Source organism: Streptococcus infantis, assembly GCF_047463175.1.
Classification (GTDB): Bacteria; Bacillota; Bacilli; order Lactobacillales; family Streptococcaceae; genus Streptococcus; species Streptococcus infantis_AC.
Window position 1 is genome coordinate 162,863 of the sequence record NZ_JASHEJ010000003.1, and the last position, 19,872, is coordinate 182,734.

The window sequence follows — 19,872 nt, forward strand, 5'->3', positions numbered from 1 at the left end:
AGGAAGCTCATGAAGCAAAAAGTTAGAAAAGCTGTTATCCCTGCCGCGGGGCTTGGAACTCGCTTCCTCCCGGCAACCAAAGCCTTGGCCAAAGAAATGTTGCCAATCGTGGATAAGCCAACTATTCAATTCATCGTTGAAGAAGCTCTCAAGTCTGGAATTGAGGATATTCTTGTTGTAACAGGGAAGTCAAAACGTTCTATCGAAGACCATTTTGATTCAAACTTTGAACTAGAGTACAACCTTAAGGAAAAAGGAAAAACCGACCTTTTGAAACTAGTTGACGAAACAACTGGAATGCGCCTCCACTTCATCCGTCAAACACACCCACGTGGACTCGGAGATGCCGTTTTACAAGCCAAAGCTTTCGTCGGGAACGAACCCTTTGTGGTGATGCTTGGAGACGACCTCATGGATATCACTGATGACAATGCTATCCCATTGACCAAGCAACTCATGAATGATTACGAGGAAACTCATGCTTCTACTATCGCCGTAATGCCTGTCCCACACGAAGAAGTTTCTTCATACGGTGTTATCGCTCCTCAAGGGGAAGGAAATGGCGGTCTTTACAGTGTTGAAACCTTCGTTGAAAAGCCAGCACCTGAAGACGCACCAAGTGATCTAGCCATCATCGGTCGTTACCTTCTCACACCTGAGATTTTCGGTATTCTTGAAAATCAAAAACCTGGTGCGGGAAATGAAATCCAACTAACAGATGCTATCGATACCCTCAACAAAACCCAACGAGTATTTGCTCGCGAGTTTAAAGGTGCACGTTACGATGTTGGAGATAAGTTTGGATTTATGAAGACATCCATTGAATACGCCCTCAAACATCCTCAAGTCAAAGATCATTTAAAAGACTACTTGATTGATCTTGGAAAAGAACTTTCAGGTGAATAACAAACCCTTAAAACCAGGTTGAATTTACCTGGTTTTTTTGTTGCCTAAACACCTCCAAAGCTAGTCCAAGCCTAATTTCTTGCAATCATTGCTTTTATGGTATAATAATAAGGAGTGAGGAAAGAAATGAAGAATAAATTATTATCTATGAAAGAAAAAGGACTGGCCTTACTGGAGTCCCTTAAAACAAAACTAAAAAATATACATCTAGAAAAAAAAGGTTCTAAAAATTCTAAAAAGAAAAAGCAAACCAAAACGAATATTTGGACTATCTTTGCCAATATCTTACTGGGAATCAAGGCAACCTTTAATACCCTATTCATTATCGCCTTTCTTGGTGGACTTTTAGGTACTGGGGTTGTTTTGGGTTATGCAGTTTCTCTATTTGACAAAGTAACCGTTCCTCAGACAGAAGATCTGGTCAAACAAGTGAATGATATCTCATCTATCTCCGATATTCGATATGCAGACGGCTCCTTAATTGGATCAATCGAAAGTGACCTCCTTCGAACTTCTGTTACATCTGACGCTATTTCAGAGAATCTCAAACAAGCTATTGTTGCAACCGAAGATGAACACTTTGCGGAACACAATGGTGTTGTTCCTAAAGCTGTGGTTCGTGCCAGTCTAGGAAAATTCATCGGCCTTGGTTCCTCTAGTGGAGGCTCTACCCTAACACAGCAACTTATCAAACAACAAGTAGTGGGTGATGCTCCTACACTTGCTCGTAAAGCAAGTGAGATTGTGAATGCCTTGGCCTTAGAGCGAGCCATGAGTAAGGATGAAATTCTAACCACCTATCTCAATGTTGCACCTTTTGGTCGTAACAATAAAGGTCAAAATATCGCAGGTGCTCAACAAGCTGCTAAAGGGATTTTTGGGGTTGACGCCAATCAACTTAGTGTTCCACAAGCAGCCTTTATAGCGGGTTTGCCACAAAGTCCTATCTCCTACTCTCCTTATGAAGCGACTGGTGAAATGAAGAGTGAAGAAGATATGGAACTTGGAATCAAGCGCTCCAAAGATGTTCTCTACAATATGTACCGAACTGGAGTTCTCAGCCAAGAAGACTACGAAACCTATAAAGCTTATGACATCAAGCAAGATTTCTTGCCCGCAGAAAATGTAGATATAGCTGCGAAAGGATTCCTCTACTTCACTGCACTCAATGAAGCTACTAACCTCATGTATGATTATATGGTCAAAAAAGATAACGTTTCTGAACAAGAACTCAAAAATGAATCCATCCAAAAATCTTACCATGAATTAGCTGAAAAAGAGATTAAAAATGGAGGTTATCGAGTCACAACTACCATTGATAAAACAATCCATACGGCTATGCAAAATGCAGTCGCAAACTATGGTTACCTTGTAGATGATAGCTCAGGTCAACCTGAAGTTGGAAATGTCTTAATGGATAATCAAACAGGAGCAATTTTAGGTTTTATAGGCGGACGAGATTACCAAAACAATCAAAATAATCATGCTTTTGATACTAAACGCTCTCCTGCCTCTACTACTAAGCCACTATTAGCTTATGGTATTGCTATTGACCAAGGATTGATGGGAAGTGCTAGTATCCTATCAAACTATCCTACCAACTTTGCTAACGGAACCCCTATCATGCACGTCAACAGTCCAGGAACAGCTATGATAAACCTTAAGGAAGCCCTCAATTATTCATGGAACATCCCTGCCTACTGGACCTATCGTATGCTCCGTGAAAAAGGAGTTGATGTCCGTTCTTACATGGAAAAAATGGGCTATGAGATCCCAGAATACGGCATTGAAAGTCTTCCTATGGGTGGAGGAATCGAAGTTACTGTAGCTCAACATACAAATGGATATCAAACACTTGCTAATAATGGAGTTTACCATAAAAAATACATGATTTCGAAAATCGAAAAAAGCAATGGCGAGGTCATTTATGAGCATAAAGACGAACCTGTTCAGGTCTATTCTAAAGCTACTGCAACCATTATGCAAAGTCTATTGAGAGACGTTCTTTCATCACGGGTAACCACAAGCTTCCAAAGCGATCTTGCTTCCATCAATTCTAAGTTAGCAGGTGCTGATTGGATTGGTAAAACTGGTACAACTAACGAAGAAGGTGATATGTGGCTCATGCTTTCAACTCCAAGATTGACTCTTGGAGGCTGGGTTGGTCACGATGATAATAGTCCCCTAGCTAACGGCGCATACTTCCGTAATGCTAAGTACATGGCTAATCTGGTAAATGCTATTCAACAAGCTTCTCCTTCTGCTTGGGGAACTGAGCGTTTCAGCCTCGACTCAAGTGTAACTTCTTCTCAAGTTCTTAAATCAACTGGTCAAAAGCCAGGACGAGTTAACCTCAACGGAAAAGATTACGAAATTGGTGGAGAGACTGTTACAAGTTACTGGGCCAACCAAGCTGGTGCCCCAACTACGACCTTCCACTTTGCAATTGGTGGTAGTGAGGCTGACTATCGACATGCTTGGAATACAATTGTTGGAAATTTAATAAAACAAGATAACAATCAAGATAACAATAACAAAGATAACAATAACAATAACAATAACAATAACGATAATAACAATAGCAACAGCAATAATAACAACGGTAACAGTAATAGTAATAATAGTAGCAACAACAATAATAACAACGATAACAGTAACAACAATACTACTAGCGGTCGCAACAACTCTTCTTCGAATAGGTCTCAACGCTAACATACCTATTATCAAGAGTATGTCACCTAACTCGACTTTTATATGAATCACTATCAAAAAAATATTTTCAAGGGAACCATATGCTCTCTCCTATCCGGATTAATATGGGGTATCTGTGGCATTTTAGGAGAATTCTTCTTTACGCATTATCCAGTCTCCTCTGGTTGGATCACTTCTATGCGACTAAGCCTTGCAGGTGGTTTCGTACTTATCTTGTCCGGCTTTAAGTTCCGTTCACAGTTATTCGACCTTTGGAGAAACCGCAACAATTATATACCTTTTCTGGCTTATGCTATCCTAGGAATCTTCTCCGTTCAGTATTTCTTCTATCTCTGTGTAGAATACTCTAATGCGACAACGGCAACCATCCTACAATTTATCAGTCCTGTCTTCATTCTTATCTACAACCGCATCATCTACAAGAAAAAAGCTTCTAAAAAAGCAATCTTCTATGTTTTAACTGCTATGCTTGGAGTCTTTTTGATGGCTACCAAAGGCGATTTGTCTAAGTTATCCATCACTCCTATCGCTTTATTAACTGGACTACTCAGTGCACTGGGAGTTATGTTTAATGTCATTTTGCCCCAGCCATTTGCTCGAAAATACGGTTTTGTTCCTACTGTTGGTTGGGGAATGATGCTAGCTGGACTCTTTAGTAATTTTCTCTACCCTGTATATAGAATTAGCTTTCAGCTAGATTGGGTGAGCATCTTGATTTGTTTGACCATTGCCTTTTTGGGAACAGCTTTTGCCTTTTTCCTATCTATGAAGGCTGTCTCGCTGGTATCCCCATTGGTGGTGTCAGTGGTCAGTGCAAGTGAACCGCTATCCTCTGCTATTCTAAGCGTTCTATTTCTAGGTCTGGTCTTAGATGGCTACCTGCTATTAGCTATGATTTTGATTATTATTCCCATGATCTTCTTATCCATCGAAGAATCAAAGGATAAACTGAAAGAATCTTCTTTTAACACTTAAGGCTTCAATTTTGAAGCCTTTTTTGGTAGAATAGTAAGCATTACAAAGAGTGAGGAGACCCCTATGACTGCTACAAAAATGAATGCACAAGAAATTATCCAATTTATCGCCAATGCTGAAAAAAAGACAAGTGTAAAAGTAACCTTTGAAGGACAACTTGCTGGAACTATCCCTACTTCTGTTACCAAGCTTGGTAATGTTCTTTTCGGAGACTGGAAGGATATTGCTCCTCTTCTCGAAGGACTGACTGAAAATAAAGACTATGTTGTTGAGCAAGATGCTCGTAATTCTGCAGTTCCTTTGCTAGATAAACGTGCTATCAACGCTCGTATCGAACCAGGGGCTATCATCCGTGACCAGGTTGAGATTGGCGACAACGCTGTTATCATGATGGGAGCTGTGATCAATATTGGTGCTGAAATCGGTGCTGGCACTATGATTGACATGGGTGCTATTCTAGGTGGACGTGCTATTGTTGGTAAAAATAGTCACGTGGGTGCGGGAGCTGTTCTTGCAGGTGTTATCGAACCAGCTAGTGCAGAGCCTGTCCGTGTCGGTGACAATGTACTCATCGGTGCTAACGCTGTGGTTATCGAAGGTGTTCAAATCGGTAGCGGATCTGTTGTTGCAGCAGGTGCCATCGTCACTCAAGATGTTCCAGAAAATGTTGTGGTTGCTGGTGTCCCGGCTCGTGTTATCAAAGAAATCGATAGCCAAACCCAACAAAAAACAGCGCTAGAAGATGCGCTTCGTACCTTGTAATTAGTAACAGAGGCGGAAACTTTTCCAGCCTCTTTATCGTATCAATAGAAGGAAATTAGATATGTTAGATTTGATTCAAACTCGACGTGATCTTCACCAAATTCCTGAGATCGGTTTAGAAGAAGTCAAGACTCAAGCTTATTTGCTCAATATCATTGAGAAATTAACAGCTGGTAAGGATTTTGTTCAGATTCGTACTTGGCAAACAGGTATTTTAGTTTACTTGCAGGGAAGTCAGCCAGAACGTACCATCGGTTGGCGGACAGATATCGACGGACTCCCAATCGTTGAACAAACAGGTCTTGCCTTTGCCTCTCAGCACCCAGACCGTATGCATGCTTGTGGGCACGACTTTCACATGACCATTGCCTTAGGAAGTCTCGAACGTGCTCTAGAAAACCAACCTAAAAACAATCTCCTCTTTCTCTTCCAGCCTGCCGAGGAAAATGAAGCAGGTGGCATGCTCATGTATGAAGATGGGGCCTTTGGCGACTGGTTGCCTGATCAATTTTATGGACTTCATGTCCGTCCAGACCTAAAGGTTGGTCAGATTGCGACCAATACCCATACACTCTTTGCAGGAACTTGCGAGGTCAAGATTCGTTTCAAGGGTAAAGGTGGTCACGCTGCCTTTCCACATCAAGCAAACGACGCTCTGGTTGCAGCTAGCTATTTTGTCACTCAAGTTCAGTCAGTTGTCAGCCGTAATGTCGATCCTATCGAGGGAGCTGTCGTCACTTTCGGTGTCTTTCAAGCTGGTACAACCAATAATGTCATCGCTGATTCAGCTTTCTTGCATGGAACCATTCGAGCCCTCACACATAGCATGAGCCTCTTGGTTCAAAAACGTGTCAAAGCCATCGCTGAAGGTGTCGCAGCTGCTTTTGATATGGAAGTGGAAGTTGAACTCAAGCAGGGAGGTTATTTGCCTGTCGAAAACAACCCTGAATTAGCCCGGGAATTGATGACCTTCTTTGATGAAAAAGAGGGCATTGAACTAATCGATATCGAACCTGCCATGACAGGAGAAGACTTTGGTTATCTTCTCTCTAAGGTTCCTGGTGTCATGTTCTGGCTTGGAATTGATAGTCCCTATGCTCTTCATCATCCCCAGATGAGCCCTAAGGAAGAAGCTCTAGCTATCGGTGTCGAAGCTGTATCAAGCTTCTTAGCAAAGAAAGCTGCGGAATAAACTATGAAAAAAAGCTTACGCAAGCAGGTCTTGCAAGAACTCAAATCTCTATCAGCCGAAAAAAAGGAAGTCATGGACGCTTGGTTGACTGAACAACTACTTCTACATCCCTTCTACAAGGAAGCAAAAACCATCGCCACTTACCTGTCTTTTCCTCATGAATTTCAGACAGCTAGACTCATTGAAGAAGCTCAAAAAGATGGAAAGACTATCCTCATTCCCAAAACCTATCCATATGGGAAAATGGACTTTGTTCTATATGAACCAGAGAAACTCGAAAGAAATTCTTTTGGACTTCTTGAACCACAGGGGAAAACTATTGTCTTTGAGCCGTCTCAGATTGACTTGATCCATGTTCCTGGTTTAGCTTTCAATCCTTCTGGTTATCGAATTGGCTACGGTGGTGGCTATTACGATCGCTACTTGGAGCATTTCCCAGGCAACACTATCAGTACACTTTATCCTTGTCAGATTCAGGACTTCCATCCTGATCCACACGATATTCCTGTTGAGGAGGTACTCATCTATGAAAGAAATTTTTGATCGTCGGTATCCTGTCACGAGCTTCTTTCTCCTCGTGACAACCCTGGTTTTCATACTCATGTTTCTAACCAGTGGTTTCAACTATACCAGCGCAGCCACCTTATATAAATTCGGAGCTGTGTATCCCCCTGCTATCAAGGCCATGCCTGAACAAATCTGGCGCTTATTCTCCGCAACCTTTGTTCACATTGGCTTGCAGCACTTTTTCGTTAATATGCTTTCCCTCTACTTTCTGGGACGCCAGATGGAGCAGATCTTTGGCTCCAAACAGTTTTTCTTTATCTACCTTCTGTCAGGTATGATGGGAAATCTCTTTGTCTTAGTTTTTAGTCCCAATGCTATTACTGCAGGTGCTTCAACTGCCCTCTACGGTATGTTTGCATCAATTGTTGTTCTCCGATATGCTTCACGCAATCCCTATCTTCAACAGCTTGGTCAATCCTATCTCTCCCTCTTAGTCATCAACCTAGTAGGTAGTGTCTTAATCCCTGGGATCAGCCTTGCTGGACATGTCGGGGGAGCTGTCGGGGGTGCATTACTGGCTATCGTCTTCCCGGTTCGAGGAGAACGAAAGATTTACAGCCCAGGCCAACGTGGTCTAGCAACCCTAGCCTTTATTGCTTTATCAGCCTTGATGCTTTTTATCGGATTATTATAAAACAAGAAAAACCATTGGAAAAACTCGTAAAGAATTGATTTCCAATGGTTTTTTCTTAATCTAATTGGTTATTTTACTTTTAAAATCCATTATTATCACTGAGTTCTTTGAACCAGTGGCCTGATTTTTTCAGGCGGCGTTCTTGTGTTTCAAGGTCAAGCTCGACTAAACCATAGCGGTTTTTATAGCTGTTGAGCCATGACCAGCAATCGATAAAGGTCCAGATCAAGTAACCTTTACAGTTAGCACCATCTTCAATAGCGCGATGGAGTTCACGAAGGTGACCTTTGACAAAGTCAATACGATAATCATCCTGAATCATTCCATTTTCGCGGAATTTATCTTCACCTTCAACGCCCATCCCATTCTCTGTCAACATCCACTCGATATTGCCATAGTTTTCCTTGATATTTTGAGCGATATGGTAAATCCCTTGCTCGTAGATTTCCCAACCGCGGTGGGGATTGATTTTACGACCAGGCATGACATAAGGTTCATAAAAATGTTCTGGCAAGAGCGGACTGTCAGGATGCTTAGCAAAACGTGGCGCCATGACACGCAAAGGCTGGTAGTAGTTGACTCCAAGGAAATCTACTGTGTGCTCACGAATAAGTCCCAACTCCTCAGCTGTAGAATCTGGCAGCAAATTATGCTCAGCTAAAATTTCCACCAATTCTTCTGGATAAGTTCCCAAGACAGATGCATCAAGGAAAGATTGGGCCTGGAAGAGATCGGCAATGCGAGCTGCTTTTACATCGGCAGGATGCTGACTACGTGGATAGGCTGGTGTCAAGTTGAGGACAATTCCAATCTTAGAATCAGGCAACATTTCGTGACAAGCCTTGACTGCAAGAGTGCTGGCAAGTTGAGTGTTATAGGCTACCTGAACCGCAGCTTTGGCATCCACCTTATGTGGATAATGCGCATCATAGAAATAGCCAAACTCAACAGGAACGATAGGCTCATTGAAGGTAATCCATTGGTCCACCAAGTCTCCATAAGTTTCAAAACAGAAACGCGCATATTCTTCGTAGGCCTTGATGGTCGCCTTATTTTCCCAACCATCGCCATCCTCTTGAAGGGCAAAAGGCAGATCAAAGTGATAAAGATTGACTAAGAGACGGATTCCCTTGGCCTTGATGGCTTCAAAGACCTGGCGATAGAAAGCCACACCCTCAGGATTGACTTCTCCACGACCCTGTGGGAAAATACGAGACCACTGGATAGAAGTCCGAAAGGCTGTATGCCCTGTTTCTAACAATAGTTCGATATCTTTTTCCCAATTTTCATAAAAGGTCGATGTTTTGTCTGGTCCAATCCCATTATAGTAGCGATTTGGTTCCACTTGAAACCAATAATCCCAGAGATTATCTCCCTTTCCGTCACCAGGCACTCGCCCTTCTGTCTGTGGCCCAGAAGTTGAGGAACCCCAGACAAAATCCTTTGGAAATTTTAGCATAGCTCTACCTCTTTTTACGATTTTAATGTTTACTTTCTCTCATTATAGAGAAAAAACAAGTCAAAAACTAGTTACATTTTTGTCTTGTTTTTCTTCTGATTATAGATTTTATTTATTTGTTAGGATTTCAAGGGTTTCAAGCAAGTTATCTGCGTGAACTTCGATAGTATCTCCAGTAGCCTTAATCTTAACTTCTACGATACCATCAGCTGCTTTCTTCCCAACAGTGATACGGATTGGAAGACCAATCAAGTCGCTATCGCTAAATTTAACACCTACACGTTCGTTACGGTCATCCGTCAAGACTTCGTAGCCTTTATTGACCAAAGCTTCTTCGATACGATTTGTCAATGCAAGACTTGCTTCATCCTTGACATTAACTGGAATCAAATGTACATCAAATGGTGCCAATTCTTTAGGGAAGTTGATTCCCCAAGCGTAACGGTATTCACCTTTTGGAGTCTTGTTAACAAAGAGGCGAGCGTGTTGTTCCATGACTGCTGAAAGGAGACGGCTGACACCGATACCATAGCAACCCATGATGATTGGCACAGCACGACCATTTTCATCCAAGACATCTGCCCCCATACTTGCTGAGTAGCGAGTCCCAAGTTTGAAAATGTGACCAATCTCGATACCACGTGCAAAGTTGAGCACACCTTGTCCATCTGGAGAGATTTCACCCTCACGAACTTCACGGATATCAACATACTCAGCAGTGAAGTCACGACCAGGGTTCACACCAGTTAAGTGGTAACCATCTTCGTTAGCACCTACAACAGCATTGCGACTATCCTGCACCTTGCGGTCTGCGATAATCTTGACATTTTCTGGAAGATTGACTGGGCCAAGTGAACCAAAGTCCGCTCCCAATAATTCTTTCACTTCCGCTTCGGTTGCAGGTTCTAAGAAGTCTGCACCAAGGTAGTTTTTCAATTTGACTTCATTGAGTTGGTCATTGCCAACGAGTAGGGCAACAACTGGCTCCTCGTCTGCGATATAAACCAAGGTCTTGATTGTTTGCTCTTCAGAGACATTCAAGAAAGCAGCAACTTCATCAATCGATTTGACACCTGGTGTTTCCACACGTGCTACTTGGTCTTCAGTCACAACACGGTTGCTTGGTTTGTAGGCGTTTGTTGCCATTTCCAAGTTAGCTGCATAGCTTGACTCACTTGAGTAGGCAATAGTATCTTCACCAGAAACCATCCATTTGAGCAATTCTGCCTTGATTTCTTTCTGTACATCTACAGGAATCTCGTCAAATGATGCAACAGACTTATCCAAAACGACCCAGCGGTCAAGGTCTGTACGAGCAGGTGTAATGGCCATAAACTCTTGGCTATCCTTACCACCCATGGCTCCACCGTCACCGATGATTGCTTTAAAGTCTAAGCCACTACGAGTGAAAATACGTTCGTAGGCTGCCTTGTACTCATCATAAGTAACATCTAAACTATCATAATTAGCGTGGAAGCTATAACCATCTTTCATGATAAATTCACGCGTACGGAGAAGTCCATTACGTGGACGTTTTTCATCACGGTACTTAGGCTGGATTTGGTACAAGTTCAGTGGTAATTGCTTGTAAGATTTAACAGAATCGCGGACAATAGCTGTAAAAGTTTCTTCGTGAGTTGGACCCAAGATGAAGTCTGACTTCTCACGATTTTTCAATTTATACAAATCTTCACCGTAGGTCTCATAACGTCCTGATTCACGCCAAAGGTCCGCACTGAGAAGGGCTGGGGCCAACATTTCAACAGCACCCATCTTGTCAAACTCTTGGCGCATAATCTTCTTGGCTTTTTCAATAACACGGTTAGCAAGTGGTAGGTAAGAATAAACACCTGCTGATACTTGGCGAACATAACCAGCACGCAACATAAGGGCGTGGCTGATAACTTGAGCATCGCTTGGCATTTCGCGAAGCGTTGGAATAAGCATTTTACTTTGTTTCATATTTTTCCTCTAATTCTTAAAAGAAGGTACGCATGATGTCGTTCCAAGTCACGGCGATCATCAAGACAACCATAATCACAACTCCAACTAGAGTCACATAGGTTTCAATTTCTTGTTTCAGCGGTTTACGGCGAATGGCTTCGATGATGTTGAGCACGATTTTTCCACCGTCTAGTGCCGGGATAGGAATCAAGTTGAAAATCCCGATATTGATGGAAATCATAGCCAAGAAGAACAAGACATTCTCAAGACCATTTTTAGCAGCATCACTACTTGCCTTAAAGATAGCAACAGGTCCACCCAATTTATTCAAGTCAGGCTGGAAAATCAAGCTCTTCAAGGCGTTGAGAATGCGCAAGGCTGAATCAGCAGCAGAGGTGAATCCACCTACAAACATAGACCAGATATCTGATTTGAGTCTCGGTTGAACACCTAAAATATAGCGACCTTGGTTTTCCTCAGGGGTCACACTAACTTGTTTTTCAGTTCCATTTTCAGAGACTGTTACATCCAATACAGGTGCTGTTTTGTCTTTGGTCTCTGTCTCAACTGCCTGAATCAAGTCTTGCCAGTTACTAATTTCGTGTGAACCGACTTTAGTGATTTGGGCTGTATTTTCAACACCGGCCTTAGCAATCGCGCTATCAGGGATGATACTAAAGTTATTGCTTTGCGTATCTCGAACGCCACCCTGCATGAAAATCAGAATCCAAAAAACGATGACTCCTAGAATAAAGTTATTCATAGGACCTGCAAAGTTGGTAATCAACTTGCCCCAGACAGTCGCATTTTGATACTGAACATCTAGCGGAGCGATACGAACTTCCGTCCCATCAGCTTCTACAATGGTCGCATCATGGTCTACGGAGAAAGTTTTTTCCTCTTCCAAAACCAGACCTGTGATAAAGAGTTTATCCTCAAAGTCAAACTGAGTGACTTGCATAGGAAGAGCCGTTTGGTCGACCTTCTTACCAGAAAGATTGATGCGCTTCACCTTACCATCTTCAGCTAAGGTCAAACTAACAGGAGTTCCTGTCTTAATCTCTGTGGTATCCTCACCCCAACCTGCCATGCGGACATAACCACCAAGCGGTAGGAGACGAATCGTATAAGCAGTTCCGTCTTTCCCGATATGGGCAAAAATCTTCGGACCCATACCAATGGCAAATTCACGAACCAGAATTCCAGACTTCTTAGCAAAGTAGAAATGGCCGAATTCGTGGACCACCACGATAATCCCAAAAACAAGGATAAAGGTTAATAATCCTAACATTTAATATTTGTTCACCTTTCCTTAAAATAAGCCAAAGAGGTGCATAATAGGGAAAACAGCCAACATAGAGTCAAAGCGATCAAGCACCCCACCATGTCCTGGGATAAAGAAGCCTGAATCCTTGACTCCAAAATGGCGTTTCATGGCACTCTCAATCAAGTCACCCAATTGCCCTGCAATACTAAAGAAAATAGCAAAGAGCATCATTTTGTAAATGCCATAAGGGAGGGCAACCGTACTATCCACTAACATAAAGATAAGAGTGACAAGCATGGCAGCTAAAATTCCACCAAAGGCTCCCTCGATTGATTTGTTCGGAGAGACTCTCGGAGCCAATTTTCTCTTACCGAAATTCATTCCGACCAAGTAAGCACCACTATCAGTTGCCCATACGATACAAAGGGCCAAGAGGGCTTTATCCAAACCTGCGATTCGAGCATCCACTAAAGCATTGAATCCAAAACCAACATAGAAACTCATAGCGATTGGGTATACAGCGTCTTCAATGGTGTAATTCTTGCTAAAAACAGTGCAACCTAACATGATAAAAATCACAACACCATATGCAACAACATTCCCATCTACAGGTAAAAATGTCAAGTAGTTTTCTAGGGGGATTGTCAGTGCAAAAGTCGCTAATAAGGTCAGCACCCCCTCAGGGGTCATGGTGTTTAACCCTTTCATCTGAAGCAACTCGTGTACACCTAGCATAGCTAGAAGTCCCATAGCAATCTGTAACCAAAGCCCACCAATCACCAAGAGCGGGATAAAGATTGCTAAGGCCAGAGCGGCAAATATGGTTCTCTTTAATAAATCCTTTTTCATAACTTCTTCCTAAACTCCTCCAAATCGACGATTGCGGCGATTATACTCTGCAATAGCTTCTTTCAAAGCTTCCTCATCAAAGTCAGGCCACAAAACATCTGTGAAATAAAGTTCACTATAAGCTGCTTGCCAAGGCAAGAAATTGCTCAAGCGAAGCTCCCCACTCGTTCGAATGATTAAGTCCGGATCACGCAAGACCTTAGGCAGATGCCCTGTAAAGAGGTATTCCCCAATCAACTCTTCCGTAATATCGCCTGGATTCACCTTAGCATCCAAAACATCCTGTGCAATCAACTTGACCGCTTGTGTAATCTCAGCTCGTCCACCGTAATTAAGGGCAAAGTTAAGAATCAAACCTGTGTTTAACTTGGTCAACTCTTCCGCCTTTTTCAAAGCTTCAAAAGTTTGTTTTGGCAAGCGATCGGTTTCCCCAATCATTTGGATCTTCATGTTCTTTTGGTGCAATTCGGGGACATACTTATCATAAAATTCAACAGGCAAGTTCATGATAAACTTGACTTCCTGGTCTGGACGTGTCCAATTTTCAGTCGAGAAGGCATAAACAGTCATAGCCTTGACACCCATATCACTAGCAGCAATGGCTACCGTTCTCAAAGCATCCATCCCAGCCTTATGCCCAAAGACACGCGGTTGCATGCGTTTTTTAGCCCAACGACCATTGCCATCCATGATAACTCCGATATGTGCTGGCACCACTGCTGGTGTTTCTGTTACTTTATCTTTTTTTAAAAATCCAAACATGATTGTATTCCTATTCAAAAATCTATCGTTTCATTATACCATATTTTTCGCTTTTCTTCTATCATATTCTCTTATTCTAAGGCGGAATTCCCTATAGGACTCCTATCTTTCTAAACTAAGAAGCCTTGCATTTCCCAAAGAAAGTTGATACAATAAAACATAAAGATTTATCCTTGTTCAATCACAGGGGTTTTTTATTGAAAGGATCTTATCATGTCAAAAAAACTACAACGTAAAAAACAATTAAGAAACAGTCTTCGTCGCTCAGGTGCACTTTCAAATGCTGTAAACAAGGTTGTTGAAGAAACAAAAAAAGTTGTGAAGCATGCTGAAAAAGCAGCAAGTGAGGCAGGAAAAGCTGTCTCTAAGCAAGTAGAAAAAGCTGTAGAAGCAACTAAAGAGCAAGCCCACAAGCTTACAACTTCTGTTGAAGATTTCGCAGCTGACCTAGGCGGACTTCCACTTGACCGTGCTAAAACTTTCTACGATGAAGGGATTAAGTCTGCTGCTGACTTCAAAAACTGGACAGAAAAAGAACTCCTTGCCTTAAAAGGAATCGGTCCAGCTACGATCAAGAAATTAAAAGAAAACGGCATCAAGTTCAAGTAATCTTTCTTGTCCCTTGCATTTCCGTCAAAAACTTGTTAAAATAAAGCCATTAGAGGTGTTTTGAGTCCCACATTTTACAGAAAGTGGCGGAGCTGAGAAGTCCACAAATGTGTCAAAACTGGTTGCTAGTGAGTTGAAATTAAAAATTGAAATATAAATCTTTTTGTTTCCTTTTAGGACTAGGCAGCGAGTTGCAGGCTGTACTCAAGTACGCCAAGACGAGCTAACGACGTCATAAAAGCGAAACAAGAAGATTAAAGTTGCGGGCTCTGCCCGAAATTGGGTGGTACCGCGGATAAACACATTCGTCCCTGTCAGATTGATGACAGGGGCGATTTTTATTTTAGATCCCTAGCCAAAGGAGGTTGTCATGAAACAATCTTTCAAAACAAGTAAACTCTACTATGGTTTTCCTATCTTCATCTTAGGGTATCAGGACCAGAACTTTGGGTACAATATCACAACCTGCAGCTCCTCTTATAGTCTGGGCGATTGGCTGGTCATCGGTGTTGGTGCTGAGGAAAATGCAGCCGACCAGATCAAGCATTATCAACAGTTTACCGTAAACATCCCCGATGAAAACTTCATGCTCGAAATGGAACAGGCTGGCTTTATCAGCCATCGGGAGAAATTGAAACATTTGGGACTTGACTACGAGATTTCTGAACAGACTCAGGCGCCGATTTTAGAGGCTTGTCCAGTCGTATTGGATTGCCAGGTGGATCGGATTATCGAGGAAGATGGCATCTGCCATATCTTTGCAAAGATTATCGACCGTCTGGCTGATCCAAAGCTCTTAGATGATAAGGGCCATTTTAAAAATGACTGCTTTGCGCCGACTTACTTTATGGGGGACGGTCATCAGCGCGTTTATCGTTATCTAGATGACCGAGTCGATCCCATGGGAAGCTTTATTAAGAAAGCGAGGAAGAAGGATGACAAGAGCTGAACTGCCAGAACGAATAGAGACTGACCGACTTGTCTTACGAGTTCGTACAGTAGCTGATGCTGAGGATATTCATGCCTACGCTAGTCTGCCAGAAGTTTCTTACCCAGCAGGTTTTCCACCCGTCAAGACCTTGGAAGATGAAATTTACTATCTGGAGCATATCCTTCCTGAACGCAATCAAAAGGACAATCTCCCAGCTGGCTATGGCATTGTGGTCAAAGGGACTGATAAAGTTATCGGATCTGTTGATTTCAACCATCGGCACGAAGATGATGTGCTTGAGATTGGCTATACCTTGCACCCAGATTATTGGGGTCACGGTTATGTACCAGAAGCAGCGCGTGCCTTGATTGATCTGGCTTTTAAGGAACTAGGCCTTCACAAGATAGAACTGACTTGCTTTGGTTACAACCTTCAAAGTCAACGAGTTGCGGAAAAATTAGGATTTACCCTTGAAGCTCGCATCCGAGACCGCAAAGATGCTCAAGGCAACCGCTGTGATGATTTGAGATATGGCTTGCTGAAGAGTGAGTGGGAAACTAAGGGTCAACATTAAAAATAGAAATAACTAGAAAGGACACACACATGTCTAAAGAACTTTCACCTAAATACAATCCAGCCGAGGTTGAGGCTGGTCGTTACCAAAAATGGCTTGACGCTGATGTTTTCAAGCCTTCAGGCGATCAAAAGGCTAAGCCTTATTCAATCGTCATTCCACCACCAAACGTAACTGGGAAACTCCACCTTGGTCATGCTTGGGATACAACTCTTCAAGATATCATTATCCGTCAAAAACGCATGCAAGGTTTTGATACGCTTTGGCTTCCTGGGATGGACCACGCGGGGATTGCCACTCAAGCTAAGGTTGAGGAGCGCTTGCGTGGTGAGGGCATCAGCCGTTATGACCTCGGTCGTGAGAAATTCCTAGAAAAAGTCTGGGAATGGAAAGACGAGTATGCCACTACTATCAAGGAACAATGGGGCAAGATGGGGCTTTCTGTAGACTACTCTCGTGAGCGTTTCACTCTTGACGAAGGTTTGTCAAAAGCCGTTCGCAAGGTCTTTGTGGACCTTTACAAAAAAGGCTGGATCTACCGTGGTGAGTTTATCATCAACTGGGACCCAGCGGCTCGCACAGCCCTTTCTGATATCGAGGTTATTCACAAGGATGTTGAAGGTGCCTTCTACCACATGAACTACATGCTAGAAGATGGTTCACGTGCCCTTGAAGTGGCGACAACTCGTCCTGAGACTATGTTTGGGGACGTTGCCGTTGCGGTCAATCCAGAAGACCCACGCTACAAGGATTTGATCGGTAAAAACGTCGTCCTTCCTATCGCTAATAAATTGATTCCAATCGTTGGAGACGAACACGCAGATCCTGAGTTTGGTACTGGTGTCGTGAAAATCACGCCTGCCCACGATCCGAACGACTTCCTAGTTGGTCAACGCCATAACTTGCCACAAGTCAACGTCATGAACGATGACGGAACCATGAATGACTTGGCCTTCGAATTTGCAGGCATGGACCGTTTTGAAGCTCGTAAGGCAGTCATTGCCAAGTTAGAAGAAATCGGAGCCCTCGTTAAAATCGAAAAACGTGTCCACAGTGTTGGTCACTCAGAGCGTACAGGTGTTGTGGTTGAGCCACGCTTGTCTACGCAATGGTTCGTCAAGATGGACCAATTGGCCAAGAATGCCATTGCCAACCAAGACACAGACGACAAGGTTGAATTCTACCCACCTCGTTTCAACGATACCTTCCTTCAATGGATGGAAAATGTCCACGACTGGGTTATCTCTCGTCAGCTCTGGTGGGGTCACCAAATCCCTGCTTGGTACAATGCTGAGGGGGAAATGTACGTTGGCGAAGAGGCTCCAGAAGGTGACGGATGGACTCAGGACGAAGACGTATTGGATACTTGGTTCAGTTCTGCCCTCTGGCCATTCTCAACCATGGGCTGGCCTGATGTCGACTCAGAAGACTTCAAACGTTACTTCCCAACATCAACCTTGGTAACAGGTTATGACATCATCTTCTTCTGGGTGTCTCGTATGATCTTCCAATCATTGGAATTCACTGGCCGTCAGCCATTCCAAAACGTCCTTATCCACGGTCTTATCCGTGACGAGCAAGGACGTAAGATGTCTAAATCACTCGGTAACGGAATTGACCCAATGGATATCATCGAGAAATACGGTGCTGATGCTCTTCGTTGGTTCCTTTCAAACGGTTCTGCACCAGGTCAAGACGTGCGCTTCTCTTACGAGAAAATGGATGCTTCATGGAACTTCATCAACAAGATCTGGAACATCTCTCGCTACATCCTCATGAACAATGAAGGCTTGACCCTTGAGCAAGCAACTGCCAATGTCGAAAAAGTTGTCAACAAGGAAGCTGGAAATGTCACAGACCGCTGGATTCTCCACAACCTCAATGAAACTATCGGCAAAGTCACTGAAAACTTTGACAAGTTTGAATTTGGTGTTGCTGGACACATCCTCTACAACTTCATCTGGGACGAGTTTGCGGACTGGTACGTTGAGTTGACCAAGGAAGTCCTTTATAGCGATAACGAAGAAGAGAAAGTCATCACACGTTCTGTTCTCCTTTACACCTTGGACAAGATTCTTCGTCTCCTTCACCCAATCATGCCATTCGTGACAGAGGAAATCTTTGGACAAATCTCAGAAGGTTCTATCGTTACAGCAGAATACCCAACTGTCAACCCAGCCTTTGAAGACCTTGCTGCCCACACTGGTGTGGAAAGTCTCAAAGACTTGATCCGTGCCGTTCGTAATGCGCGTGCGGAAGTGAACGTAGCACCAAGCAAGCCAATCACTATCCTTGTTAAGACAAGCGATAGCGACTTGGAAGCCTTCTTTAACAGCAATGTCAACTACATCAAACGCTTCACAAATCCAGAACACTTGGAAATCGCATCAAACATCCCTGCACCTGAACTCGCAATGTCAAGCGTCATCACAGGAGCAGAAATTTACTTGCCACTCGCAGACCTCCTCAATGTCGAAGAAGAACTGGCTCGTCTCGACAAGGAACTGGCTAAATGGCAAAAAGAACTGGATATGGTCGGTAAGAAGCTCTCTAACGAACGCTTCGTAGCCAATGCCAAACCAGAAGTCGTCCAAAAAGAACGCGACAAACAAGCCGACTACCAAGCCAAATACGACGCGACCGTCGCACGTATTGATGAGATGAAGAAGTTAACAAAAAATTAATTTACCTATTAATATTTACGATAAACTAACCTTAATTGCCTTAAAATAAATTTGATAATGATATCAATTATTCCCTGATGCAGTTGTTTAATATATGGAGTATAATAAAATGGGCCTAGAAGAAGACATACGTAAAGACATTATTCTCATTAATAACAACATTTCTCGTTTTGATAATAAAGATGAAATTATTCGATATCTTAAAAAGAAATTTGATACTTTGACAAATTTTGAAAAAGAACAACTCTGGGAAGATTTTAAAAATGAGAATTTTATAAAAAGTCGAATTCCCAAAATTGCAATAGAAAAAGTGTTGTATAAAAAACATGTTGAAGATTATCTTGAATCTAAAATGTTAAACATAATTAAAGAGAAGTGTAATGAAAGTTCTTATGACTCATTATCTGAAGTCATGTCAGAATCGCTATTAGCTGAACTTGATTTCTCATTAGATAAAAAAGAAACAAAAATTTTGAAAAAACGCCTCTCGAAATCAATCATATCTCTATTCCCGTTAATACTATCTGATGGTTTTAGTACTAATCTTAGTTCTGTAGATACTGGTACAATGACATCCAATGCAGGAGATTCTGCTCAATTTTTGTTTATTGCAAGGGCTATATTAGCAGGATTTGATAGTTCAAATGTTGATGTTAGAACTTCTAGATACGATGCAATTGTTGGATATAAAGGAAAAACATTTAGAGTTCAAGTAAAAGGGATTAGTGGTAATACAATTTATTTTAAAGATCGCGCAAGAGGTGGACAAGGAATCGATTATACTCATGAGAGAAACAAAGGCAGACGTATTACAAAAGAAGATTGCGATATCTATGCAGCAGTTAATAAGAAAAATGGCTTGGTATATTTAATTCCTATAGAAGTTGTAGAGCAAAGTAAGGAAAAAGTTTCAACAAATGAAATGAAAAAATATCTTGAAAACTGGAGTATCTTTGATAAATATCTTAAATACTGGAGTATCTTTGGTGAACTTGTAAATCAAAAATTAAGAACACGTAAGTGGAAAGCAAGAATTAGATAATTA

The 19,872-nt window shown here is 42.3% G+C and carries 17 protein-coding genes; 12 read left to right on the forward strand and 5 right to left on the reverse strand.

The window, feature by feature from the left end:
- The first annotated feature begins 9 nt into the window (after nucleotides 1-9).
- The 7 genes from galU (at nucleotide 10) to QM859_RS07065 (ending at nucleotide 7,748) form a co-directional block, all read left to right on the forward strand.
- Nucleotides 10-906 (forward strand): UTP--glucose-1-phosphate uridylyltransferase GalU, encoded by an 897-nt coding sequence (gene galU, locus QM859_RS07035; protein ID WP_414262571.1) that lies wholly within the window; start codon nucleotides 10-12, stop codon nucleotides 904-906.
- A gap of 126 nt (nucleotides 907-1,032) precedes the next feature.
- Nucleotides 1,033-3,618: a penicillin-binding protein PBP1B gene (gene pbp1b, locus QM859_RS07040; protein ID WP_414262572.1), complete on the forward strand. Its 2,586-nt coding sequence runs from the start codon at nucleotides 1,033-1,035 to the stop codon at nucleotides 3,616-3,618.
- Nucleotides 3,619-3,660: 42 nt separating this feature from the next.
- Nucleotides 3,661-4,593: a DMT family transporter gene (locus QM859_RS07045; protein WP_414262573.1), complete on the forward strand. Its 933-nt coding sequence runs from the start codon at nucleotides 3,661-3,663 to the stop codon at nucleotides 4,591-4,593.
- 63 nt (nucleotides 4,594-4,656) lie between these two features.
- On the forward strand, nucleotides 4,657-5,355 hold the full coding sequence (dapD, locus tag QM859_RS07050) for a 2,3,4,5-tetrahydropyridine-2,6-dicarboxylate N-acetyltransferase (RefSeq protein WP_004250605.1): 699 nt from the start codon (nucleotides 4,657-4,659) through the stop codon (nucleotides 5,353-5,355).
- A 61-nt stretch (nucleotides 5,356-5,416) separates the two neighbouring features.
- A complete protein-coding gene (locus tag QM859_RS07055; RefSeq protein ID WP_414262574.1) occupies nucleotides 5,417-6,547 on the forward strand; it encodes an N-acetyldiaminopimelate deacetylase in 1,131 nt (376 codons plus the stop codon).
- A gap of 3 nt (nucleotides 6,548-6,550) precedes the next feature.
- On the forward strand, nucleotides 6,551-7,090 hold the full coding sequence (locus QM859_RS07060; protein WP_414262576.1) for a 5-formyltetrahydrofolate cyclo-ligase: 540 nt from the start codon (nucleotides 6,551-6,553) through the stop codon (nucleotides 7,088-7,090).
- The gene (locus QM859_RS07065) at nucleotides 7,074-7,748 is read left to right on the forward strand and encodes a rhomboid family intramembrane serine protease (protein ID WP_414262577.1); all 675 of its coding nucleotides are present in this window, start codon (nucleotides 7,074-7,076) and stop codon (nucleotides 7,746-7,748) included. Before QM859_RS07060 ends, QM859_RS07065 begins: the two co-directional genes overlap by 17 nt.
- A 79-nt stretch (nucleotides 7,749-7,827) precedes the next feature.
- On the opposite strand, the gene QM859_RS07070 is transcribed toward QM859_RS07065, so the two are convergent.
- From QM859_RS07070 to QM859_RS07090, 5 genes are all read right to left on the reverse strand, one after another.
- Entirely contained in the window at nucleotides 7,828-9,207 is a 1,380-nt protein-coding gene (locus QM859_RS07070; protein WP_414262578.1) for a glycoside hydrolase family 1 protein, read from the reverse strand.
- Between the two features lie 108 nt (nucleotides 9,208-9,315).
- Nucleotides 9,316-11,169, reverse strand: coding sequence for a proline--tRNA ligase (locus QM859_RS07075; RefSeq protein WP_414262579.1), 1,854 nt, complete (start codon nucleotides 11,167-11,169; stop codon nucleotides 9,316-9,318).
- A gap of 16 nt (nucleotides 11,170-11,185) precedes the next feature.
- Nucleotides 11,186-12,442 (reverse strand): RIP metalloprotease RseP, encoded by a 1,257-nt coding sequence (gene rseP / locus QM859_RS07080; protein WP_223334057.1) that lies wholly within the window; start codon nucleotides 12,440-12,442, stop codon nucleotides 11,186-11,188.
- A 21-nt stretch (nucleotides 12,443-12,463) separates the two neighbouring features.
- Entirely contained in the window at nucleotides 12,464-13,267 is an 804-nt protein-coding gene (locus tag QM859_RS07085; protein ID WP_414262580.1) for a phosphatidate cytidylyltransferase, read from the reverse strand.
- 9 nt (nucleotides 13,268-13,276) lie between these two features.
- Nucleotides 13,277-14,029, reverse strand: coding sequence for an isoprenyl transferase (locus QM859_RS07090; RefSeq protein WP_223334059.1), 753 nt, complete (start codon nucleotides 14,027-14,029; stop codon nucleotides 13,277-13,279).
- Nucleotides 14,030-14,242: 213 nt separating this feature from the next.
- On the opposite strand from QM859_RS07090, the gene QM859_RS07095 reads away from it, so the two are divergent.
- From QM859_RS07095 to QM859_RS07115, 5 genes are all read left to right on the forward strand, one after another.
- Nucleotides 14,243-14,638 carry a helix-hairpin-helix domain-containing protein gene (locus QM859_RS07095; RefSeq protein WP_004250587.1) on the forward strand — a complete coding sequence of 132 codons (396 nt, stop codon included), beginning with the start codon at nucleotides 14,243-14,245 and terminating at the stop codon, nucleotides 14,636-14,638.
- 370 nt (nucleotides 14,639-15,008) lie between these two features.
- Nucleotides 15,009-15,587 (forward strand): flavin reductase family protein, encoded by a 579-nt coding sequence (locus tag QM859_RS07100; RefSeq protein ID WP_414262581.1) that lies wholly within the window; start codon nucleotides 15,009-15,011, stop codon nucleotides 15,585-15,587.
- Nucleotides 15,574-16,143: a GNAT family N-acetyltransferase gene (locus QM859_RS07105; RefSeq protein ID WP_414262582.1), complete on the forward strand. Its 570-nt coding sequence runs from the start codon at nucleotides 15,574-15,576 to the stop codon at nucleotides 16,141-16,143. Before QM859_RS07100 ends, QM859_RS07105 begins: the two co-directional genes overlap by 14 nt.
- Before the next feature lie 29 nt (nucleotides 16,144-16,172).
- Nucleotides 16,173-18,827 carry a valine--tRNA ligase gene (locus tag QM859_RS07110; protein WP_414262583.1) on the forward strand — a complete coding sequence of 885 codons (2,655 nt, stop codon included), beginning with the start codon at nucleotides 16,173-16,175 and terminating at the stop codon, nucleotides 18,825-18,827.
- Nucleotides 18,828-18,936: 109 nt separating this feature from the next.
- Nucleotides 18,937-19,869, forward strand: a complete 933-nt coding sequence (locus QM859_RS07115) for a group I intron-associated PD-(D/E)XK endonuclease (RefSeq protein ID WP_414262584.1) — start codon at nucleotides 18,937-18,939, stop codon at nucleotides 19,867-19,869.
- Nucleotides 19,870-19,872 lie beyond the last annotated feature (3 nt).